Annotated in this window: 18 protein-coding genes; 15 read left to right on the top strand and 3 right to left on the bottom strand. The window is 63.9% G+C overall.

Going from position 1 to position 19,279, the window contains the following annotated elements:
* Nucleotides 1-9: 9 nt before the first annotated feature.
* Entirely contained in the window at nucleotides 10-1,389 is a 1,380-nt protein-coding gene (gene rsmB, locus V5F77_RS18680) for a 16S rRNA (cytosine(967)-C(5))-methyltransferase RsmB (protein WP_429006843.1), read from the bottom strand.
* A 105-nt stretch (nucleotides 1,390-1,494) separates the two neighbouring features.
* Nucleotides 1,495-2,448, bottom strand: coding sequence for a zinc metalloprotease HtpX (gene htpX, locus V5F77_RS18675; RefSeq protein WP_429006842.1), 954 nt, complete (start codon nucleotides 2,446-2,448; stop codon nucleotides 1,495-1,497).
* A 271-nt stretch (nucleotides 2,449-2,719) separates the two neighbouring features.
* Between htpX and V5F77_RS18670 the strand changes: the two genes are divergently transcribed.
* From V5F77_RS18670 to trmB, 13 genes are all read left to right on the top strand, one after another.
* Entirely contained in the window at nucleotides 2,720-3,280 is a 561-nt protein-coding gene (locus V5F77_RS18670) for a NifU family protein (RefSeq protein ID WP_429006841.1), read from the top strand.
* Nucleotides 3,281-3,433: 153 nt separating this feature from the next.
* Nucleotides 3,434-4,117, top strand: coding sequence for a tRNA (adenosine(37)-N6)-threonylcarbamoyltransferase complex dimerization subunit type 1 TsaB (tsaB, locus tag V5F77_RS18665; protein ID WP_429006840.1), 684 nt, complete (start codon nucleotides 3,434-3,436; stop codon nucleotides 4,115-4,117).
* Nucleotides 4,114-4,590: a GNAT family N-acetyltransferase gene (locus tag V5F77_RS18660; RefSeq protein WP_429006839.1), complete on the top strand. Its 477-nt coding sequence runs from the start codon at nucleotides 4,114-4,116 to the stop codon at nucleotides 4,588-4,590. Before tsaB ends, V5F77_RS18660 begins: the two co-directional genes overlap by 4 nt.
* A gap of 111 nt (nucleotides 4,591-4,701) precedes the next feature.
* A complete protein-coding gene (locus V5F77_RS18655; protein ID WP_429006866.1) occupies nucleotides 4,702-5,082 on the top strand; it encodes a Fur family transcriptional regulator in 381 nt (126 codons plus the stop codon).
* Nucleotides 5,079-6,047: a lysophospholipid acyltransferase family protein gene (locus V5F77_RS18650; RefSeq protein WP_429006838.1), complete on the top strand. Its 969-nt coding sequence runs from the start codon at nucleotides 5,079-5,081 to the stop codon at nucleotides 6,045-6,047. The genes V5F77_RS18655 and V5F77_RS18650 overlap by 4 nt, the downstream gene beginning before the upstream one ends.
* A gap of 123 nt (nucleotides 6,048-6,170) precedes the next feature.
* On the top strand, nucleotides 6,171-7,556 hold the full coding sequence (miaB, locus tag V5F77_RS18645; protein WP_429006837.1) for a tRNA (N6-isopentenyl adenosine(37)-C2)-methylthiotransferase MiaB: 1,386 nt from the start codon (nucleotides 6,171-6,173) through the stop codon (nucleotides 7,554-7,556).
* Nucleotides 7,557-7,625: 69 nt separating this feature from the next.
* Complete coding sequence (locus V5F77_RS18640; protein WP_429006865.1) at nucleotides 7,626-8,642, top strand: PhoH family protein; 1,017 nt, start codon at nucleotides 7,626-7,628, stop codon at nucleotides 8,640-8,642.
* 1 nt (nucleotide 8,643) lies between these two features.
* Entirely contained in the window at nucleotides 8,644-9,168 is a 525-nt protein-coding gene (gene ybeY / locus V5F77_RS18635) for an rRNA maturation RNase YbeY (protein ID WP_429006836.1), read from the top strand.
* A gap of 21 nt (nucleotides 9,169-9,189) precedes the next feature.
* A complete protein-coding gene (locus V5F77_RS18630) occupies nucleotides 9,190-10,179 on the top strand; it encodes a hemolysin family protein (RefSeq protein WP_429006835.1) in 990 nt (329 codons plus the stop codon).
* The gene (gene lnt / locus V5F77_RS18625) at nucleotides 10,176-11,807 is read left to right on the top strand and encodes an apolipoprotein N-acyltransferase (RefSeq protein WP_429006834.1); all 1,632 of its coding nucleotides are present in this window, start codon (nucleotides 10,176-10,178) and stop codon (nucleotides 11,805-11,807) included. The genes V5F77_RS18630 and lnt overlap by 4 nt, the downstream gene beginning before the upstream one ends.
* Before the next feature lie 93 nt (nucleotides 11,808-11,900).
* Entirely contained in the window at nucleotides 11,901-12,323 is a 423-nt protein-coding gene (locus tag V5F77_RS18620) for a helix-turn-helix domain-containing protein (protein ID WP_429006833.1), read from the top strand.
* 92 nt (nucleotides 12,324-12,415) lie between these two features.
* On the top strand, nucleotides 12,416-13,606 hold the full coding sequence (gene metK / locus V5F77_RS18615; protein ID WP_429006832.1) for a methionine adenosyltransferase: 1,191 nt from the start codon (nucleotides 12,416-12,418) through the stop codon (nucleotides 13,604-13,606).
* Between the two features lie 197 nt (nucleotides 13,607-13,803).
* Nucleotides 13,804-14,499 (top strand): tRNA (guanine(46)-N(7))-methyltransferase TrmB, encoded by a 696-nt coding sequence (trmB, locus tag V5F77_RS18610; protein WP_429006831.1) that lies wholly within the window; start codon nucleotides 13,804-13,806, stop codon nucleotides 14,497-14,499.
* Nucleotides 14,500-14,514: 15 nt separating this feature from the next.
* Here trmB and V5F77_RS18605 read toward each other — a convergent pair whose 3' ends face one another.
* Nucleotides 14,515-16,227, bottom strand: coding sequence for an AIPR family protein (locus V5F77_RS18605; RefSeq protein WP_429006830.1), 1,713 nt, complete (start codon nucleotides 16,225-16,227; stop codon nucleotides 14,515-14,517).
* 623 nt (nucleotides 16,228-16,850) lie between these two features.
* On the opposite strand from V5F77_RS18605, the gene rimP reads away from it, so the two are divergent.
* Both rimP and nusA read left to right on the top strand, forming a co-directional pair.
* The gene (gene rimP / locus V5F77_RS18600; RefSeq protein ID WP_429006829.1) at nucleotides 16,851-17,651 is read left to right on the top strand and encodes a ribosome maturation factor RimP; all 801 of its coding nucleotides are present in this window, start codon (nucleotides 16,851-16,853) and stop codon (nucleotides 17,649-17,651) included.
* Entirely contained in the window at nucleotides 17,651-19,264 is a 1,614-nt protein-coding gene (gene nusA, locus V5F77_RS18595; RefSeq protein ID WP_429006828.1) for a transcription termination factor NusA, read from the top strand. The genes rimP and nusA overlap by 1 nt, the downstream gene beginning before the upstream one ends.
* The last annotated feature ends 15 nt before the right edge of the window (nucleotides 19,265-19,279 follow it).

Below are 19,279 nucleotides of genomic sequence, written 5' to 3'. Positions count from 1 at the left end.
TCCTGGTGACTACCCCCGGCGGTGCGTGCCGCCTTTCACTATTCGTGCGGCAAAGAAGCCGTCGAGCCCGGACCGCTCCGGCTCTCCCCGCACCCAATCACAGGGCAGAGTGCGCAAATCACCTTGAGGAGTGATGAACGGCGCGAGCCCTGGCGCATCTTCTTCCCTCAGGGGCGCTCTTTCGGCATCTGGGCGAGCGGCGAGCAGCCGCGCGATCTGGGCTTCGCCCTCCTCCGGCTCCAGCGAGCAGGTCGAATAGACCAGCACGCCGCCGAACTTGAGCAGGTCGAGCGCGTGGGCGAGCAGCCGGCCCTGAAGCTCGGCGAGGCCGGCGATGTCGCCGGGCCGCTTGTTCCAGGCGATGTCGGGATGGCGCCGCAGGGTGCCGGTCGCGGTACAGGGCGCATCGAGCAGAATCGCATCATAGGGGCCGCCGGAAAACTCCGCCGCGTCCGCCTCGACAATTTCGGCCGAGAGCTTGAGACGCGCGAGGTTCTCAGACAGGCGCTCCAGCCGCTGGCCAGACCGGTCCAGGGCGGTGACACGGGCACCCGCCGCCGCGAGCTGGGCGGTCTTGCCACCGGGTGCGGCACACAAATCGAGGACATTAAGGCCCGCAACATCGCCGAGCAGTCGCGCGGGGAGGGCGGCGGCGGCATCCTGCACCCACCAGTCGCCATCCTCATAGCCGGGTAAGGCGCGCACCGGGCCGGCATGGAGAATGCGCACGGTCCCCGTGGGCAGCACCTCGCCGCCAAGCTTCAGGGCCCAGCCCTCGGGATCGGATTTCACCGTGAGATCAAGGGCCGGCTCGTGGGCGTGCATGGCGCAGATCGCGGCGGCGCGCTCGGCACCATAGGCTTTCGCCCAGCGCTGACGCAGCCAGTCCGGCGTGTCGGCAGCAATCGGATCAATGGCGGCAAGGCGTTCGGCACCCTCCCGCGTCAGGCGACGCAGCACCGCATTAATCAGGCCCGCAAAGCCGGAGGTGGTGCCGTCGCCGCGGGCGATCTCCACCGAAAGCCCGACCGCCGCATGGTCCGGCACATCCATGAACAAGATCTGCGCCGCACCCACCAGCAGCACGGTCTCGACCTTCGGCGCGGACTTCGGGAAGCCCCGGTCCAGCATGGGGGTGAGGATCGCGCGCAAGGTGCCGAGGCGGCGCAGGGCCGTGGCGACAATGCGGAAGGCGAGGGCGCGATCGCGCGGCTCCAGGCCGCCGGCGTTCTCAAGAGCGTCTTCCAGCGCCGTGCCGCCCCGCAGGACGCGGTCCAGGGCGTCAGCGGCGACCAGGCGGGCGCGCAGGCCAGCGGCCTCCGGGGCACGCCGGTCGGGAGAACGCGGGGCGGATTTCTGGCCGGATCTGGGGCGGGACGGGGTTTTCATTGCGCGCACCTAGAGCCCCGCGCGTCACTTGGCAACCTTTGGGCCGGTTTGCGTGCCCCACGGGCCGTCAATTGCGCCTTGCTCCCCTTTGTCCGCCGCTTGCGCTCACCCCCACGGGCCGCGACGCGGGGCGCCGCCGCCTGCACCCCACGGCCCGCGCGGGGCGGGACCGCCCGAAGGCATGGCTGCGGTGGGATGGATGCCGCGGCCGCCCATCTCCTGCGCCAGCTGACGCAGGGCGGCGATGCGGTTCTCCGTGGCCGGGTGGGTGGAGAACAGATTGTCCATCCGCTCCCCTGAAAGCGGGTTGATGATGAACATATGGGCGGTGGCGGGATGTCCCTCGGCCTCATAGTTCGGAATCCGGTGCGCGGCGCCGGAGATCTTGGCCAAGGCGGCGGCGAGTGCCATCGGATGGCCGCAGATTTCCGCGCCCGTGCGATCCGCAACATATTCGCGCGAGCGCGAGATCGCCATCTGCACCACCATGGCAGCGATGGGCGCGAGGATCGCCATGAGGATGGTGCCCACCATGCCGAACGGCGAATTGTTCTCGCGATTTCCGCCGCCGAAGAAGAGGCCGAAATTCGCCAGCATGGAGATGGCGCCGGCAAACGTGGCGGTGATGGTCATGGTCAGCGTATCGTGATGCTTGATATGCGCCAGTTCGTGCGCCATCACGCCCGCCACCTCCTCGCGGGTGAGCATCTGCATCAGCCCGGTGGTGGCGGCGACGGCGGCGTTCTGCGGATTGCGCCCGGTCGCGAAGGCGTTGGGCTGGGGATTGTCCATGATATAGACCTTGGGCATGGGCAATTGCGCCCGCGCCGCGAGATCGCGCACCATCGACACCAGCTCAGGTGCCGTGCGCTCGTCCACTTCCCGCGCGCCATACATGCGCAGGACCATCTTGTCCGAGTTCCAATAGCTGAAAATGTTCATGCCGGCCGCGACCACGAACGCGATCATCATGCCGCTGGTGCCCCCAAGGGCGAAGCCGACGGCCATGAACAAAGCGGTCAAACCCGCCAGCAGGATCGCCGTCTTCAGATAATTCATTCCTTCCTCCACAGGCGGCCCGGCCGCCCCGTTGATGACAATAGGATGGGAATGGCCACCATCTCTCGCAAGGTCAGGACTCCCCAAGGGAGAACAAAAGCGCATCGGCGCGGAGTCAGCGATTCGGCCCCGCTTCGTTCCCCTCCCGTTCCAGGCCACCACGTGGCGCTGTCCCACGACGGGACCTGCCCTTTCCGTTTGACGCGCCACGCCTTATCTTAAGGCCATACAAGCGGCCCTGCCGCCTCCCTTTTGCGCGAGGATGCGAATCATGTTCATCCAGACGGAGCCGACGCCCAACCCGGCGACGCTGAAGTTCCTGCCGGGCCGCAATGTGCTCGGCGAAGGCACGCTCGAATTGAAGACCGCCGCCGATTCCGGCCGCTCTCCGCTGGCCCAGCGCCTGTTCGATGTGGAAGGCGTGGGCGGCGTGTTTCTCGGGTCCGATTTCATCACGGTCACCAAGACCGGCGGGGAATGGGCACATCTCAAGCCCGCCATCCTCGGCGCCATCATGGAGCATTTCATGTCCGGCGCCCCGGTGCTGGCGGATGGTGCATCGGCCGATGGCGAGGATGGCGAGGAGTTTTTCGCCGAGGCCGATACCGACACGGTCGCCACGATCAAGGATCTGATCGAGACCCGCGTGCGTCCGGCGGTCGCCAATGACGGCGGCGACATCACGTTCCGCGGCTTCAAGGAAGGTGTGGTGTTCCTGAACATGAAGGGCTCGTGCTCGGGCTGCCCCTCGTCCACCGCCACGCTGAAGAACGGCATCGAGAACCTTCTGCGCCACTTCGTGCCCGAAGTGGTCGAGGTGCGCCCGGTCTGAGGCGGGTCCTTCGATCGCCGGCCGACTCGGGTTTGTCGGTGCGATCTATGCCCCGCTAATTTCGGGTTCGGACGGGGATTTACCACTATCCCCTTCCGTCAGATGCATTTTCGATGGATTGTGGACGCGGGATTCGGGCGTCCACACATCATCATGATCGTTCTTGCCATAGATACCGCACTGACCGCCTGTTCGGTGGCCGTGCTGGACGCGGAAAGCGACTCCATCGTCGCGGGCGATTCGCTGCTCATGGAGCGCGGACACGCCGAAGCTCTGATTCCGATCGTCGAACAGGTGATGGCGGATGCGGGGCTCGATTTTCCCGCTTTGGACCGCATTGCCGTAACCGTCGGACCAGGCAGCTTCACGGGGCTGCGGGTCGGACTTTCGGCCGCGCGGGGCTTCGGGCTCACGGCGCGCCGCCCGGTGGTTGGCGTCACCACATTATCCGCCCTCGCAGCGCCCTTTCTCGCCATGGACGATAGCTTGCCGGTGGTCAGCGCCATCGACGCCCGCCACGGCCACGTGTTCCTGCAGATGTTCGGGGCGGGCGGGCGCACGCTGATCGCGCCGCGCATCATGTCGGCGAAGGATGCCGCCCGCTCCGCGGCGATCGGTGCCATCCGCCTCGTCGGCTCTGGCGCGGCCATGGTCGCGGAGGCCTGGCCGCCGGGCGAGACGGCGCCGTTCAGCGTCGATGTGATACCAGCGCCCGATGTGGCCTGGGTGGCGCGCCTTGGCGCGGTCGCCGATCCGTCCCGGGCGGAACCACGCCCGCTTTATCTGCGCGCGCCCGACGCAAAGCCCCAGGATGGGGCGCGGATTGCACGGCGGTGAGCCTGTTTGGCCTCTTTTCGCCGCGCCAGCGGCCGCCCCATATCCGCGCCGCCGAGGGACGGGATGCGGAAAGCCTTGCCGGCATCCATGCGGCGAGCTTCCATCGCGGCTGGGGCCTGGACGAGTTCGAACGCCTGCTGAGCGACCGCGCCGTGCGCGGTCACGTGCTGTGCGTCGGGCCGAAAACCCCGCCGCTCGGCTTCATCCTCTCCCATGTGGTGGTGCCGGAGGCGGAAATCCTGTCCCTGGCGGTCATGCCGTCCGCCCGAAAAAAGGGGCTTGGCGCGCTCCTGCTGGACCATCATTTGCGGCGGCTGGTGTGCGAGGGTGTCAACATCTCGCACCTGGAGGTGGAGGAGGGCAACCTGGCGGCGTTGCGGCTCTATCGCACCCTCGGCTATGTGGAGAGCGGACGCCGCAAGGGCTATTATGCCGGCGGCATGGATGCGCTTGTGATGCGGCGTGCGCTATAGGCCGCCTTGCGGTTGCCGAAAGGGGCGGCGATAAGCGTCGAAGTCTGAGCGAGGGATTGGCTCTTGAGCGAAATCATAAGTGCCATTGAGCACGCCTGTACCGTCAAGGGCATGCGCATGACCGAGCAGCGCCGTGTGATCGCGCGCGTGCTGACGGCCGCCGAGGACCATCCCGACGTGGAAGAATTGTACCGCCGCGCCAGCGCCATCGACGACAAGATCTCCATTTCCACGGTCTATCGCACGGTCAAGATGTTCGAGGATGCCGGCATCATCGAACGGCACGAGTTCGGCGACGGCCGCGCCCGCTACGAGCCGGTGCCGGAGGAGCATCACGACCATCTCATCGATTTGCGCAGCGGCAAGGTGATCGAGTTCCGCTCCGAGGAGATCGAGCGCCTGCAGGAAGAGATTGCGCGCCGGCTTGGCTACCGCCTCGTGGGCCATCGCCTGGAGCTGCACGTGTTGCCGCTGGATGAGGAGCCATCGTGAGTAGCCCCAAGGATGGCGAAAATATTTTCGACGAACTGGCGGGCGGCCGCACCAAGCGCCCGCGCAAGCAGCGATCATTCTTCGGCCATTCCGCCGAACCCATGGCGCGGTCCACCTTCGATGCCGAGCCGATGCCGGACCTCGGCCCCGAGATGCCGCGGTTCGGCCGATTCTTGGATACGGCGCGGGTCGGCGTGATTCTCACCCTGGTCGGCCTCGTGACAGCCATCGGGATTCCGCTGCAATGGCTGTCGCTGAAGCTTCACCTGCCCAGCCGCCGGCTGATTCCGATGCTTTATCACCGCATCGTCCTGTCGCTGATCGGCGTGCGGCGGCGGGTGCGTGGGGTTCCGGCCGAGGGACGGCCACTGCTGCTGCTGTCCAATCACGCGTCCTGGCTGGACATTTGCGTCCTCGGTTCCCTGACGCCGTTGGTGTTCGTCGCCAAGAGCGAGGTCTCCCGCTGGCCGCTCATCGGCCTGCTCGCCGCCTTCCAACGCACCATCTTTGTCGATCGCCAGCGCCGCCACGCCACCGGCAAAGTGAATGCCGCCATCGCCGCGCGCCTGTCGGAAGGTGACCCCGTGGTCCTGTTCGCCGAGGGCACGTCGAGCGACGGCAATCGTATTCTCCCGTTCCGCTCCGCCCTCGTGGGCGCGGTGCGGGAGACCTTCGAGGCCAACGGCCAGGCGATGGTTCAGCCGGTGTGCATCGCCTATGTGAAGATCCAGGGCATCCCCATGGGGCGGTCCCATCGCGGGATCGCCGCCTGGTTCGGCGACATGGATCTTGCGCCCCATCTCCTGGAGGTGCTGCGACAGGGGGCCATCGACGTCGACGTCACCTTCGGGGAGGCGCGGGCGCTCGACGGGGAGGTGAACCGCAAGGCGGTCACAAAGGCGAGCGAGGACGTGGTGCGCAGCCTGAGCGAAGCGAGTTTGATGGGGCGGATCACTCCGGCCTGAGTTCCCAAAGCGCCGATTTGCCGGTAAGACAAACGTTCCAGGTTTTCAATCGGGGACGGACCGCGCGGGCGTCACTGGAGCGTCGCGCCCATGCGCGATGGTGGAGTTGGCAGAACGCGAAACATGCACGAACCCCGCAAGCTTTATGTGAAGTCCTTCGGGTGCCAGATGAACGTCTACGATTCCCATCGTATGGCCGACACGCTGGCGAAAGAGGGCTATGTGGAGACCACCGATCCGGCCGATGCCGATCTGGTCATCCTGAACACCTGCCATATCCGTGAGAAGGCGGCCGAAAAGGTCTATTCCGAACTCGGACGGCTGCGCAAAGCCAAGGCCGAGGAGGGGCGCGACACCCTCGTCGCCGTCGCCGGCTGCGTGGCCCAGGCGGAAGGCGCCGAAATCATGCGCCGCTCCCCGGTGGTGGATCTGGTCGTTGGGCCGCAGAGCTATCACCGCCTGCCCGAGCTGCTGGCGCAGGTGAAGGCTGGCGTGCGGGCGGTGGATACCGAATTTCCGGTGGAGGACAAGTTCGACCATCTCCCGGCGCCGAGCGATGCCGCCACCCGCAAACGCGGACCCACCGCCTTCCTCACCGTGCAGGAAGGCTGCGACAAGTTCTGCACCTTCTGCGTGGTGCCTTATACCCGTGGCGCCGAGGTCTCTCGCCCCGTGGCCAAGATCCTGGCCGAGGCCGAGAGGCTCGCCGATCAGGGCGTGCGTGAGCTGACCCTGATCGGGCAGAACGTCAATGGCTTCCACGGCATCGGGCCGGACGGCGGCGTGTGGACCCTGGCCCGGCTGCTCCATGCCCTGGCTCAGGTTCCCGGCATTGCCCGCCTGCGCTACACCACAAGCCACCCCCGCGACATGGGCGAGGATCTCATTGCTGCCCATCGCGATCTGCCGGCCTTGATGCCCTATCTGCATCTGCCGGTTCAGTCGGGTTCGGACCGGGTGCTCGCGGCCATGAACCGCAAGCACGGCAAGGGTGTCTTTCTGGATATCGTCGCGCGTATGCGTGAGGCGCGTCCGGACTTGGCGCTTTCGACCGATTTTATCGTCGGCTTCCCCGGCGAGACCGACGCCGAGTTCGAGCAGACCATGGATCTGGTGCGCGAGGTAGGCTTTGCCGGGGCCTATTCCTTCAAATATAGCCCGCGCCCCGGCACCCCGGCTGCGGACCTGGAATTGCAGGTTCCCGAAGAGGTGAAGGCCGAGCGCCTCGCCCGCCTTCAGCAGGCGCTGGAAGCCTCCAAGCGCGCCTTCGACCGCTCCTGCCTCGGCCGCACCTTGGATGTGCTGCTGGAAAAGCCGGGTCGCCAGGATGGCCAGTTCATCGGCCGCTCGCCCTATCTCCAATCGGTCGTGGTGACGGACCCACCGGTCGGGATCGGCGCCTTCGTCACCGTCGTCATCACGGACGTGGGGCCGAACAGCCTTGCGGGCCGCGTCATTGACCATCCCTCGCCTGCGCAAACGCGCACGTTCGCTGCCATGGAGGCTTGAGCATTGCGAAGATCAGGCGCCGATAAAGACCGTCCTTCTCCTTCGGCGCAGACCCCCGCAAGGGCGGCCATCAGCGATCCCTGGGCCATCAACGGCGAGGATACTCCCGCCCAGGTGGTCCTCGCCTTCGACGATAACCGCTTGGCGACGCTGCTGTTCGGCCATTACGGGCGCAACCTCGCCCTGATCGAGCGGAAGCTCGGCGTGAAGGCGGATTCGCGCGGCAACCATGTCAGCCTGGAAGGTGGCCGCGAGAGCTGCGAGCAGGCGCGCAAGGTGCTGGAGCATCTCTATGAAACCCTCAAGCGCGGCCGGGAAATCAGCGTCGGCGACGTGGAGGGCGCGATCCGCGAAGCGGTGGCCCAAGGCTCGCTGTTCGATTTCGATCCCGCCGAGGGCCAGGCGTTCGACGAGATCCAGTTGCGGCGGCGCCCGGTGCGGGCGCGCACGGCAGCGCAGGATGCCTATATCCGAGCGCTGAAGCGCAACACGCTCAATTTCGGCACCGGCCCGGCGGGCACGGGCAAGACCTGGATCGCGGTCGCCTATGCGGTGCATCTGCTGGAGCGGCGGATGGTGGACCGCATCATCCTCTCGCGTCCGGCGGTGGAGGCGGGCGAGCGGCTCGGCTTCCTGCCCGGCGACCTGAAGGAAAAGGTCGATCCCTATTTGCGTCCCATTTACGATGCGCTTTACGACCTGATGGATCGCGCCTTCGTCGAGCGGGCGCTTCAGACCGGCGAGATCGAGATCGCGCCGCTTGCCTTCATGCGCGGGCGCACCCTCTCCAACGCGGCGGTGATTTTGGACGAGGCGCAGAACGCCACCTCCATGCAGATGAAAATGTTCCTCACGCGCCTGGGTGAGAATTCGCGCATGATCGTCACCGGCGACGCCAGCCAAACCGACCTGCCGGTGGGCCAGACGTCGGGCCTTGCCGAGGCGGTACGCCTTCTTGAGGGGATCGAGAGCGTGGGCATCACCCAGTTCAAGGCGGCAGACGTGGTGCGCCACGAATTGGTTGGGCGCATCGTCGGTGCTTACGAGGCTCACGAAGCGGCGCGCATTGCCGCCAAGGGGGCCTGAGATGGCGCGCGGTGCGACATCGGTGTCTTCGCCCGCGCCGGATCGGTTCGCCGTCGATATTCTGGTCGAGGACGCGCGCTGGGATGGTGTGCCGGATGCTCCGGTGCTGGCCGAGCGTGCCGCCCAGGCGGCGCTCGCGGCCTGCGGTGATGGTTTCGAGCGGGCCGCGGAGATGAGTGTGACGCTGACCGATGATGCGCGCATCCGCGTGCTCAACCGGCAGTGGCGCGAAAAGGACAAGGCGACTAACGTTCTGTCCTTTCCCGCCGCAGAAGTGCCGGAGGATGTCACGCCGGAGCCATTGGGCGATGTCATTGTGGCGCTGGAGACCGTGCTGGCCGAGGCGCAAGCCGAGGACAAGCACCCGCAGGATCATCTGGTGCATCTCGTCGTGCATGGCACGCTGCATCTGCTGGGCTTCGACCATGAGGACGATGCCGATGCGGAAGAGATGGAAGAAATGGAGCGTGGCATCCTGAAGGGGCTCGGCATTTCCGACCCCTATGCGCTGCCCGCGGAAACTTGAGGCCGACCCCAAAGGGAGACCATGTCCAACATCGACCAGTCGAGCGACCCCGCCTCTGCGGAGCCGCAGAGTTTCATCGATCGATTGCGAGCCCTCCTCGGGACGTTCCGCTCCCATGGCTCCTTGCGCACCGACCTTGTCGAGGTGCTCGAGGAGGCAGGCGGAAGCTCCGGGGAGGTGAGCGAATTCTCTCCGTCCGAGCGCAAGATGCTGCGCAACATCCTTCATCTGAAGGAAGTCGGCATCGGCGACATCATGGTGCCGCGCTCGGAGATCGTGGCGGTCCAGAAGGACGTCTCGCTGGGTGAATTGATGGTGGCGTTCGCAAACGCGGCCCATTCGCGCCTGGTGGTGTTCGACGACGATCTCGATGATCCGGTCGGCATGGTCCATATCCGCGACCTGCTCTCCTTCATGACCGGCCCGCTGCCCGAGGGTGCCGAGGATCATCCCGCAAACAAGGAAATCGATCTCGCCAAGGTCGATCTGCGCCAATCTCTGACCGAGGCCGGGCTGGTGCGGCGCCTGCTCTATGTGCCGCCCTCCATGCCAGCGGTGGACCTGCTGGTCTCCATGCAGGCCGCGCGGACCCATCTTGCGCTGGTGATCGACGAGTACGGCGGAACCGACGGGCTGGTTTCGATCGAGGACGTGGTCGAGGAGATCGTCGGCGAGATCGAGGACGAGCACGACGACGAGGCGGCGCTGATTCAGCGCCAGGCCGACGGCAGCTTCGTCACCGACGCGCGCACGCCGCTCGAGGACGTGCTGAACGTGCTGGGCGAGGATTTCGCTCCCGCCGAAGTGGCCGATGAGGTGGATACGCTGGGTGGCCTCATCGTGACCATCGCGGCACGGGTGCCGTCGGTGGGCGAAATCATCTCCCTGCCCGGCGGGCACAGCGTCGAGGTGCTCGATGCCGACCCGCGCCGGGTGAAGATGCTGCGCATCATCCCCCCGGCTTCGTCGGCGCAGGATTCGACAGCGGCCTCGGACGGCGAGCACGCGTGACGCGCCTAACCCTGAAGCTGCTCGCCGTTTCGCGGCGGGTGAGCGCGCTGGAGGGATGGCGCCGCCTCGGGGCTGCTTTCGCCGCCGGCGTGCTCGCGGCGCTGTCCACCGCACCGTTCGGCCTCTGGCCCGTGCTCGCGATCAGCTTTCCGGTACTGGTCCTGCTGCTCGACGGCACCCGTACGGCAACGCGGCATCCCTGGCGGATCGCCGCCGCCATCGGATGGTGGTTCGGCTTCGGCTATTTCCTGTCCTCCCTCTGGTGGATCGGCGACGCCTTCCTGGTTGAGGCTGACGTGTTCGCCTGGCTGCTTCCGGTGGCGGTGGTGTGCCTGCCTGCCGGCCTTGCCCTGTTTCCCGCCCTCGGGCTGCTCGCTGCCCGCATGCTGTGGTCACGCGGGCCGGCGCGGCTGTGTGCGCTGGCGGCGGGCCTCGGCGGTGCCGAATGGCTGCGCGGCCATGTGCTGACCGGCTTTCCCTGGAACACCTTCGGCTATGCCTTGGCGGAGAATCTTGCGTTCGCCCAGACCGCGGCGCTGGTGGGAATCGCCGGACTGACCTTCCTCACCATCCTGCTGCTTTCCGCGCCGGTGCTTCTACTTTCGGCGCCGACGCGGCCGCACCATCTGGTCTCGCTCACCCTGGCGGTTCTGAGCCTCGTTGCGATGTACGCGGGTGGGGCGATCCGCCTGGCACGGACCGACGTGGGCATGGTGCCGGGGGTGAACCTGCGGATACTCCAGCCGGCCTTGGCGCAGGACGAGAAGTTCGCCTATGGCCGACGCGAGGCCATCCTCGATGATTACCTTACGTTGAGCGCGCAGCCGAGTGCCCGGTATCCCGGCGGCCTCACCGACGTGAGCCTGCTGATCTGGCCGGAATCGGCCTTTCCGTTCCTGTACGAGCGCGAGCCATGGGCGGCGCGCCGGATCGCCGAGAGCTTGCCGCGCAACGTTGTGCTGGTGACCGGCGCCGCCCGCTACGGTGTTCCACCGGAGGGGCAGATCTCGCCTTATTTCAACTCCATCCGCGTCATCGCCGCCGATGGAACGGTGTTGCAGAGCGCGGACAAAGTGCATCTCGTTCCGTTCGGCGAATACCTGCCATTCCAGGCCTTTCTGGAGCGGATCGGGCTGGAGCAGCTCACCCGGGTACGTGGCGGCTTCTCCTCCGGGGCGCAGTTGCAGGCGCTGCATATTCCCGGCGCCCCGCTTGCCGGCCCGCTGATCTGCTATGAGGCGATCTTTTCCGGAGCGGTGATTCCCCCCGGCCCGCGGCCCGGATTCCTGTTGAATGTGACCAATGATGCCTGGTTCGGCGACACGCCGGGGCCGCACCAGCACTTCCTCCAGGCGCGGCTGCGGGCGATCGAGGAGGGGCTCCCGCTGGTGCGGTCCGCGAATACCGGGATTTCCGGGATCATCGATCCCCTGGGACGCATTGTCGCAGATTTGGGCTTGGACAAACGCGGTGTAGTGGATGGATACCTCCCTCAGAGGTTGGAGAATCCACCGCCGGCTGCGCGGATAGGTGGTTCCATTGTTCTAATCATGTTTCTTCTGCTTTTTGCCCTCGGCGCGCTGGGCGCCGACAGCTTGCGCTGCATACGCGCTGCACGCAAAAGTTGATCGACGCGCAAAGCATGTATGCGTATCTTCGCGCCGTCAGGGCAGCCTTCGCGATGCGAAGTGTGACACATTTCCGATCCAGCCGGAGAGAACATGGCCAAGAAGGCGCCGAATCCTATTGATAAATACGTAGGTAGCCGTGTGCGTATGCGACGCATGATGGTGGGGATGAGTCAGGAGAAGCTTGGCGAGAGCCTTGGGATCACCTTCCAGCAGATCCAGAAGTACGAAAAAGGCACCAACCGCATCGGCGCCAGCCGGCTTCAGCAGATTTCGCTCGTCCTCAGCGTGCCCGTTGCTTTCTTCTTCGAAGGCGCACCCTCACTGACCACCGATTCCGAGGGCTTCGGGGAAGCACATTCGCCTGCGTATGTCTCTGATTTCCTTGCGACATCGGATGGCCTCGTCCTGACCCGCAATTTCATGCGCATCTCGGACGCAAAAATCCGCCGACGGATCGTGGAATTGGTCACCGCGATCGCCGGCGACGAGGAAACGGCCGAGCGTCCGGCCTGAGCCCCCTCCAATGCCGGCGAGCCGGTCTTGACCGGCCCGCGGGCCTTTGACACAAGCAGGGTCGAGCTCCGTCGGTGGGCGAGGGGAAGCATATGTCGCGTCAGTCCTATTTGTTCACCAGTGAGTCTGTGTCCGAAGGGCATCCCGACAAGGTGTGCGACCGCATCTCGGACGAGGTGGTCGATACCTTCTTCAGCGTCTCTCAGGAGCAAGGGTTCGACCCCTCGCAGGTGCGCGTGGCGGCTGAAACCTTGGCCACCACCAACAAGGTGGTGATCGCCGGCGAGACCCGCGGCCCCTCGGCCATCACCAAGGATCTGATCGCCCACAAGGCGCGCCTTGCGATCAAGGACATCGGCTACGAGCAGGCCGGCTTCCATTGGGAGACCGCCGATATCGAGGTGGTGCTGCATGCGCAGTCCGCCGACATCGCCCAGGGCGTCGACATCGACGGCAACAAGGACGAGGGCGCGGGCGACCAGGGAATCATGTTCGGCTATGCCGTGCGCGAGACCCCGGAGCTGATGCCGGCCCCCATCTTCTATGCCCATAAGATCTTGAAAACCCTCTCGGAAGCTCGCCGCTCCGGCGAGACCGGCGCCCTCGGCCCGGACGCCAAGAGCCAGGTGACCGTGCAATATGAGAACGGCAAGCCGGTCGGCGTGACGCAGATCGTGCTGTCCACCCAGCATCTGGACGAGCACCTCACCTCCCACGACGTGCGCTCGCTGGTGGAACCCTACATCACCCAGGCCTTGCCCGAGGGCTGGATCTCCCCCGAGACGGTGTGGCACGTGAACCCCACCGGCAAGTTCGTGATCGGCGGCCCCGATGGCGATTGCGGCCTGACCGGGCGCAAGATCATCGTGGACACCTACGGCGGAGCGGCGCCCCATGGCGGCGGCGCCTTCTCCGGCAAGGATCCGACCAAGGTGGATCGCTCGGCCGCCTATGCCGCGCGCTATCTCGCCAAGAATGTGGTTGCCGCCGGCCTGGCCGATCGCGCCACCATCCAGCTCGCTTATGCCATTGGCGTATCGGACCCGCTGGCGGTCTATGTGGACCTGCACGGCACCGGCCATGTGGATGAGGCGAAGCTTGAAACCGTGCTGCGGCAGGTGGTGAACCTGCGCCCGCGCGGCATTCGCGAGCATCTCGGCCTCAACAAGCCGATCTATGCCCGCACCTCCGCCTATGGCCATTTCGGCCGCACCCCGGATGCCGACGGCGGCTTCTCCTGGGAGCGGACGGACCTTGTGGATGCTCTGAAATCGGCGTTCTAGGTTTCACGTGAAACATTTTGGGGCTGCGGGCGGAATGAGGAATTTCGCCCGCAGAACGCCACGGAGAAGCGCAGAATTTTGCGAATGACGCGCCTTTCCGCGCCTTTTCCGCAGAACTTCCACAGAAGGTTCTCGCGCGGCCCGCGAAATGGGCGCGGATTTGACGGCGCAACCGAAGGTTGCAGAACGAAGACCCCATGATTGCCGATTACGACGAGAAGGGTGCCTTCTACGGGCGCCGGGTGGGCAAGCCGCTGCGCCCTGCCCAAGTGAGCGCCCTGCGCGATAGTCTCCCCCGCTATCTCATCGCCCTCGATTCCATCGCCCCCGAAATGTCCCTCGCCGATCTGTTCGCCGGCGCGGTGGATGAGGTGCGCCTGGAGATCGGCTTCGGCGGCGGCGAGCATCTGCTGGCCCGAGCGGCCGAGGCGCCGCGCACCGGCTTCATCGGCGTGGAGCCCTTTCTCAACGGCATGGTGAAGGCGGTGACGGGGCTGGAGGCGACGCCGCGCGAGAATGTGCGCCTGTTCGACCGCGACGCGGCGCTGCTGCTGGCGCGCCTGCCGGAAGGATCGCTCGCCGGCGCGAGCCTGCTTTATCCCGATCCCTGGCCCAAGCGCCGCCACTGGAAGCGCCGCTTCGTGCGCCCCGACAATCTGGACCTGCTGGCCCGCGCGCTCGCGCCGGGCGGCACGTTCCGCTTCGCCAGCGACGTGCCGGACTATGTGGACTGGACCCTGCGCGAGATCCGCGCCCACGGCGTCTTCACATGGACCGCCCGCACGGCGGACGATTGGCGCACGCCCTATGCCGGCTGGCCCGGCACCCGCTACGAGGCCAAGGCGCTCAGGGAAGGGCGCGTGCCGACGTATCTGGAGTTTGTGCGGGGGTGAGATATTGCAACAGTGCTATTTATCTGTTTTATCTTTGTAAAATTGGATCGATTTTTCGAGAACATCCTTACTCATCGATGTGCTCTTAAACAAGACTGCAAGAAATTTACCCTGATAGTCCTTGTCTAACACACTAACCATTCCCTTATATATATCATCGCATTTTTTCTCGATATTTAAAATTTGAACTGATTTATCAAAATCGGATATTGACTGAGACATTATGTTTACATCAATCAATTTAAATACAGATGAAGCAAGTATTCTATTCCCGTGTATTAAGACACCCCAAGAAAATCCACTTTTCTTTCCAGCCATACTCTGCTTATTGTCGATCCACTGATCTATTTTTCGCTGAATTGTGATCGTATTGAAAGCTCTCGCCCCGCTTAGCTTTGCATTGAAGAGCGCCTTATAAGGCGCTTTTGTAAGATCGTTGTAAAACCGTCCGATTCCGGTCTTAACCGCTACTGCGTGTGAGGCATCTCCGGATGCGCAAGCTAGTGCCGTTGTCAATTCAATTAGTTCACACGATCGTGGTGAAGATATAAAATCCTCACTACGTAAGTATTGATACTCTATACTTTCGATGGCCATCTCCATTTGGAGGCGGCGTTGTTCCGGATCTTGCGCTACGAAGTCACGTCCTTCAACTCGATTTTGAAGATTATTCGTTCGAGTTACCTCGCCCCCAAAACCTTCGGGCGCACCTTTCAACAATATTACACGTATGGGAACTCGAACCAGCCCAAGATTTTCATCATTTTCAACCCGCGCAAGCGTGCTAACGGTTTGTGCTCCGTTCACAATCGACGCACCGTTGAATTGAAATACCCCAGATGAGCGGGATGCTGCCGCTACTGGGGCCTTTAAAGCCTCATCGGCAATAAGAGTGATTCCGTTGTTAAAATACCAGAAATTTTCAGGGTTCGAAATAGCAGTTTTCATAATTTGATTATTAACATCTGTGTGTCCGAGGGAATGTCTGATATTTTTTGCAACTAATCGTTTTCCAAAACTAGACCACCACGTTTTAAGTTGGAGTCCGTCGACAATACCGAAGTAGGCCGCGTACGGCTGAGAAACAAAAGACCAGTCAATTATATTTGCATCAATAGAAATTTTGTCGTGAGATGATCCGCTAGCTATAGCAGGATACACGTCGGGCAATCCGATAATTTGAGTGGTTGCCAATGGTTCTTGCTGATCGGAACCGTTTAATTCTGACGCAATTCGTTCCAAGGCAGCCATGCCTGGCCGAGCAATTTTACTTGAACCAGTAGTTATTATGATCAAATCTAACGTGGTACCGGGCGTATTAATTGCCTCTGATATAGCAAATATTTTTGAGTGTAATCTCTCGGAGAAATTTGCTGTCTCCAGCTCAACTAAATCCTTAACGCCGTTAGCAAAAGTTGAAATATCCTTGGCTTCGGGCTCGCCACTTCCCGAGTGAATCCACTTTGATTGAACGATAATTACCTTTGAGCTAGACTTGTCATAATAAACGGCATCGATACCATTGTCACCCGAGCCGTCCCAAATAGATATTGCAGCATCTTTTTCAGAGCAGCCTGTTTGAGTATATATAGCAAATGCGGCCAAACAACGCGTTAATATCTTATTTTCTCTTTCTTTGTCGGATATTGAAATATCTCTCAAATCTAGGTGTTGTTTAAATAAATCTAGCAATCTCTTCTTAATTTGCTTAACTCTAAGAGTGGTCATGAAGAATCTACCAGATGGATGTTTCGGAACGGGTGGCGTCGATTGCTGAGCGTGGTCGGTATTTTTAAAGGGTAACAGCGAATCTCGCCTCGGGCGAGGGTGAGGCTTGTGCAAAATCAGTTAGAAATGGGCGTTACACCCGATTTTCTGAGGGGCGCGAAATTCGAGGGCTCAAGTCTTGAAGTATCTCGATATTGAGATTGCACTCGCCCCATCCCCCGCCCTTGCATCCCCCGCCGTTCCGTCTATATTAGCGCTGTCCCCCAACGGGGATACCTCAGAGCCATCGTCGTCGAAGGTGATGAGAGTGGGCCCCCGCCGGGACCCGCTCGATTTTCGTTTACGCAATCGTCTGCGGAGCGCATATGCCCCGTACCCTTGCGCCTCGAACCTTCGATCCGCGGTGCCGTCCGGTCGCTTCCCCCGCTTTTGCGCCGGGCCGGCGATCCGGGCCCAAGCCGCCGCCCCAGCGGGCGCGGCAGATGCGGGCGCGGCCGATGAGGGAATGAAGGGGCGCGCAGGCGCTGTATTCGGCGCCAAGGCGCCAGAGATAAGAGCGGCGCATCCGCGCCAGTGACACACGGCGCCCACGCGCCACAGGAAGAAAGACGTCCCGGAGGGACATGACCGATACGCAAGCGACCCACGGTGTGGACACCGGAGACCTGAACGAACCCCGCCTCATCATCGAGACGGGTGTGGCCGCGCGCGTCGCCGGCATCGTCGGTCCCGTGCTCGCCGGCCTCGGCCTGCGGCTGGTGCGCGTGAAGCACACGGCCCGCGACGGCGGCACGCTGCAGATCATGGCCGAGCGCCCCGACGGCTCCATGACCATCGACGATTGCGAGCTGGTCTCCCGCGCCGTCTCCCCCGTGCTCGACGTGGAAGACCCCATCGCCAGCGCCTATCGCCTGGAAATCTCCTCCCCCGGCATCGACCGGCCCTTGGTGCGCCTCACCGATTTCGATCGCTGGTCGGGCCATGAGCTGAAGGTGGAAATGGCCGTGCCGCTGGACGGCCGCAAGCGCTTTCGCGGCATCCTGCTCGGCACCGAGGGCGGCCTTGCCTTGGTGCGGCGCCCCGATGCGCCCGCCGGGGAAGATCCGGTCTCGCGCCTGCCGGTCGCCGATATCGGCGATGCCCGGCTGATCCTCACCGACGATCTCATCACCGAGGCGCTGCGCCGGGCGAAAGCCGCCGGCCGCGCGCTGGACGAGATGGACGAAGACGAATTGGCCGAAGGCGCTGACATCGCCGCCGATGACGGCGACGCCGCGCCCGCCCCCTCCAAGCCCGTCAAATCCAAGCCTGAAAAGCCCTTGCAGCCGCGCAAGCTGGAAAAGCCCAAGGCCGGCAAGACCAAATCAAAGCCCCCGGCCCGCAAGGCCAAGGGCGGCAATGCCAAAGCGAAGGAGACGCACTGATGGTTGCCGTCAGCGCAAACCGGCTCGAGCTGCTGCAGATCGCCGAAGCGGTCGCCCGCGAGAAGACGATCGATCGCAGCATCGTCATTGCCGCCATGGAAGATGCCATCGCCAAGGCCGCGCGCTCGCGCTACGGCCAGGAGACGGACATCCACGCCGACATCAATCCCAAGACCGGCGAATTGCGGCTCGCCCGCCATCTGCTGGTGGTGGACGAGGTGGAGAATTTCGCCACCGAGATCACGCTGGATGGCGCGCGCCGGCACAATCCCGCCGCCCAGGTCGGCGATACCATCGCCGATACCCTGCCGCCGTTCGATTTCGGCCGCATCGCCGCGCAGAGCGCCAAGCAGGTGATCGTGCAGAAGGTGCGCGAGGCCGAGCGCGATCGCCAGTATGACGAATATAAGGACCGCATCGGCGAGGTTTCCAACGGCCTCGTGAAGCGGGTGGAATACGGCAACGTGGTGGTCGATCTCGGCCGCGGCGAAGCCATTCTGCGCCGCGACGAATTGCTGCCGCGCGAAGTGGTGAAGACCGGCGACCGCGTGCGCGCCTACATCTACGACGTGCGGCGCGAGCCGCGCGGGCCGCAGATCTTCCTCTCGCGCACCCATCCCCAGTTCATGGCCAAGCTGTTCGCGCAGGAAGTGCCCGAGATCTATGACGGCATCGTCGAGATCAAGGCGGTCGCCCGCGACCCCGGCTCGCGCGCCAAGATCGCCGTGGTCTCGCGCGACCAGTCGGTGGACCCGGTCGGCGCCTGCGTCGGCATGCGCGGCTCGCGCGTGCAGGCGGTGGTGAACGAACTGCAGGGCGAGAAGATCGACATCATCCCCTGGAACCCCGAGATCGCCACCTTCATCGTCAATGCGCTCGCCCCGGCCGAAGTGGTCAAGGTGGTGCTGGACGAGGATCGCGAGCGCATCGAAGTCGTGGTGCCCGACGCCCAGCTCTCGCTCGCCATCGGCCGGCGCGGGCAGAACGTGCGCCTCGCCTCCCAGCTCACCGGCTGGGACATCGACATCATGACCGAGGCGGAGGAGAGCGAGCGGCGCCAGAAGGAATTCGCCGAGCGCACCACCATGTTCGCGGAAGCCCTCGATCTCGACGAGATGATGGGCCAGTTGCTCGCCTCCGAGGGCTTCGCCTCGGTGGAGGAAATCGCCTATGTGCCGATTTCCGAACTCGCCTCAATCGAGGGCTTCGATGAGGAGACCGCCGGCGAACTGCAGGCGCGCGCCCTGAAGAACCTCGCCGACGTGGAAGAGGCGCTCGACAATGAGCGCAAGGAATTGGGCGTGGAAGACGCCCTCGCCAACGTGCCCGGCGTCACCTCCAAGATGCTGGTGGCGTTCGGCAAGCACGACATCAAGACCGTGGAAGACCTGGCCGGCTGCGCCACCGACGATCTGACCGGCTGGTCGGAACGCAAGGACGGCGAGACCACCCGTTTCCCCGGCGCGCTCGACGGCTTCGACCTCACCCGCGAGGATTCGGAACACATCATTATGCAGGCCCGTGTCGCGGCCGGCTGGATTTCGCAGGACGATCTCGACTCCGACGCCCATGGCGCGGATGACGAAGATGTGTCCGACGAAATCCAGACCTGAGAGAAAAGGAGATGA

Origin of the sequence: Roseixanthobacter psychrophilus (genome assembly GCF_043195195.1) — a bacterium.
Taxonomy (GTDB): domain Bacteria; phylum Pseudomonadota; class Alphaproteobacteria; order Rhizobiales; family Xanthobacteraceae; genus NCEH01.
The sequence above is the reverse complement of the archived record's forward strand: the minus strand, read 5'-3'. Positions and strand labels throughout refer to the sequence as shown.

Bases quoted from the DNA above. Each gene is read 5' to 3' on its own strand.
- V5F77_RS18670 (WP_429006841.1), top strand. From the start codon at position 2,720: ATGTTCATCCAGACGGAGCCGACGCCCAACCCGGCGACGCTGAAGTTC.
- nusA (WP_429006828.1), top strand. From the start codon at position 17,651: ATGGTTGCCGTCAGCGCAAACCGGCTCGAGCTGCTGCAGATCGCCGAA.
- trmB (WP_429006831.1), top strand. From the start codon at position 13,804: ATGATTGCCGATTACGACGAGAAGGGTGCCTTCTACGGGCGCCGGGTG.
- metK (WP_429006832.1), top strand. From the start codon at position 12,416: ATGTCGCGTCAGTCCTATTTGTTCACCAGTGAGTCTGTGTCCGAAGGG.
- V5F77_RS18655 (WP_429006866.1), top strand. From the start codon at position 4,702: ATGCGCATGACCGAGCAGCGCCGTGTGATCGCGCGCGTGCTGACGGCC.
- htpX (WP_429006842.1), bottom strand. From the start codon at position 2,448: ATGAATTATCTGAAGACGGCGATCCTGCTGGCGGGTTTGACCGCTTTG.
- rimP (WP_429006829.1), top strand. From the start codon at position 16,851: ATGACCGATACGCAAGCGACCCACGGTGTGGACACCGGAGACCTGAAC.
- tsaB (WP_429006840.1), top strand. From the start codon at position 3,434: ATGATCGTTCTTGCCATAGATACCGCACTGACCGCCTGTTCGGTGGCC.
- miaB (WP_429006837.1), top strand. From the start codon at position 6,171: ATGCACGAACCCCGCAAGCTTTATGTGAAGTCCTTCGGGTGCCAGATG.
- ybeY (WP_429006836.1), top strand. From the start codon at position 8,644: ATGGCGCGCGGTGCGACATCGGTGTCTTCGCCCGCGCCGGATCGGTTC.
- V5F77_RS18605 (WP_429006830.1), bottom strand. From the start codon at position 16,227: ATGACCACTCTTAGAGTTAAGCAAATTAAGAAGAGATTGCTAGATTTA.
- V5F77_RS18630 (WP_429006835.1), top strand. From the start codon at position 9,190: ATGTCCAACATCGACCAGTCGAGCGACCCCGCCTCTGCGGAGCCGCAG.
- rsmB (WP_429006843.1), bottom strand. From the start codon at position 1,389: ATGAAAACCCCGTCCCGCCCCAGATCCGGCCAGAAATCCGCCCCGCGT.
- V5F77_RS18620 (WP_429006833.1), top strand. From the start codon at position 11,901: ATGGCCAAGAAGGCGCCGAATCCTATTGATAAATACGTAGGTAGCCGT.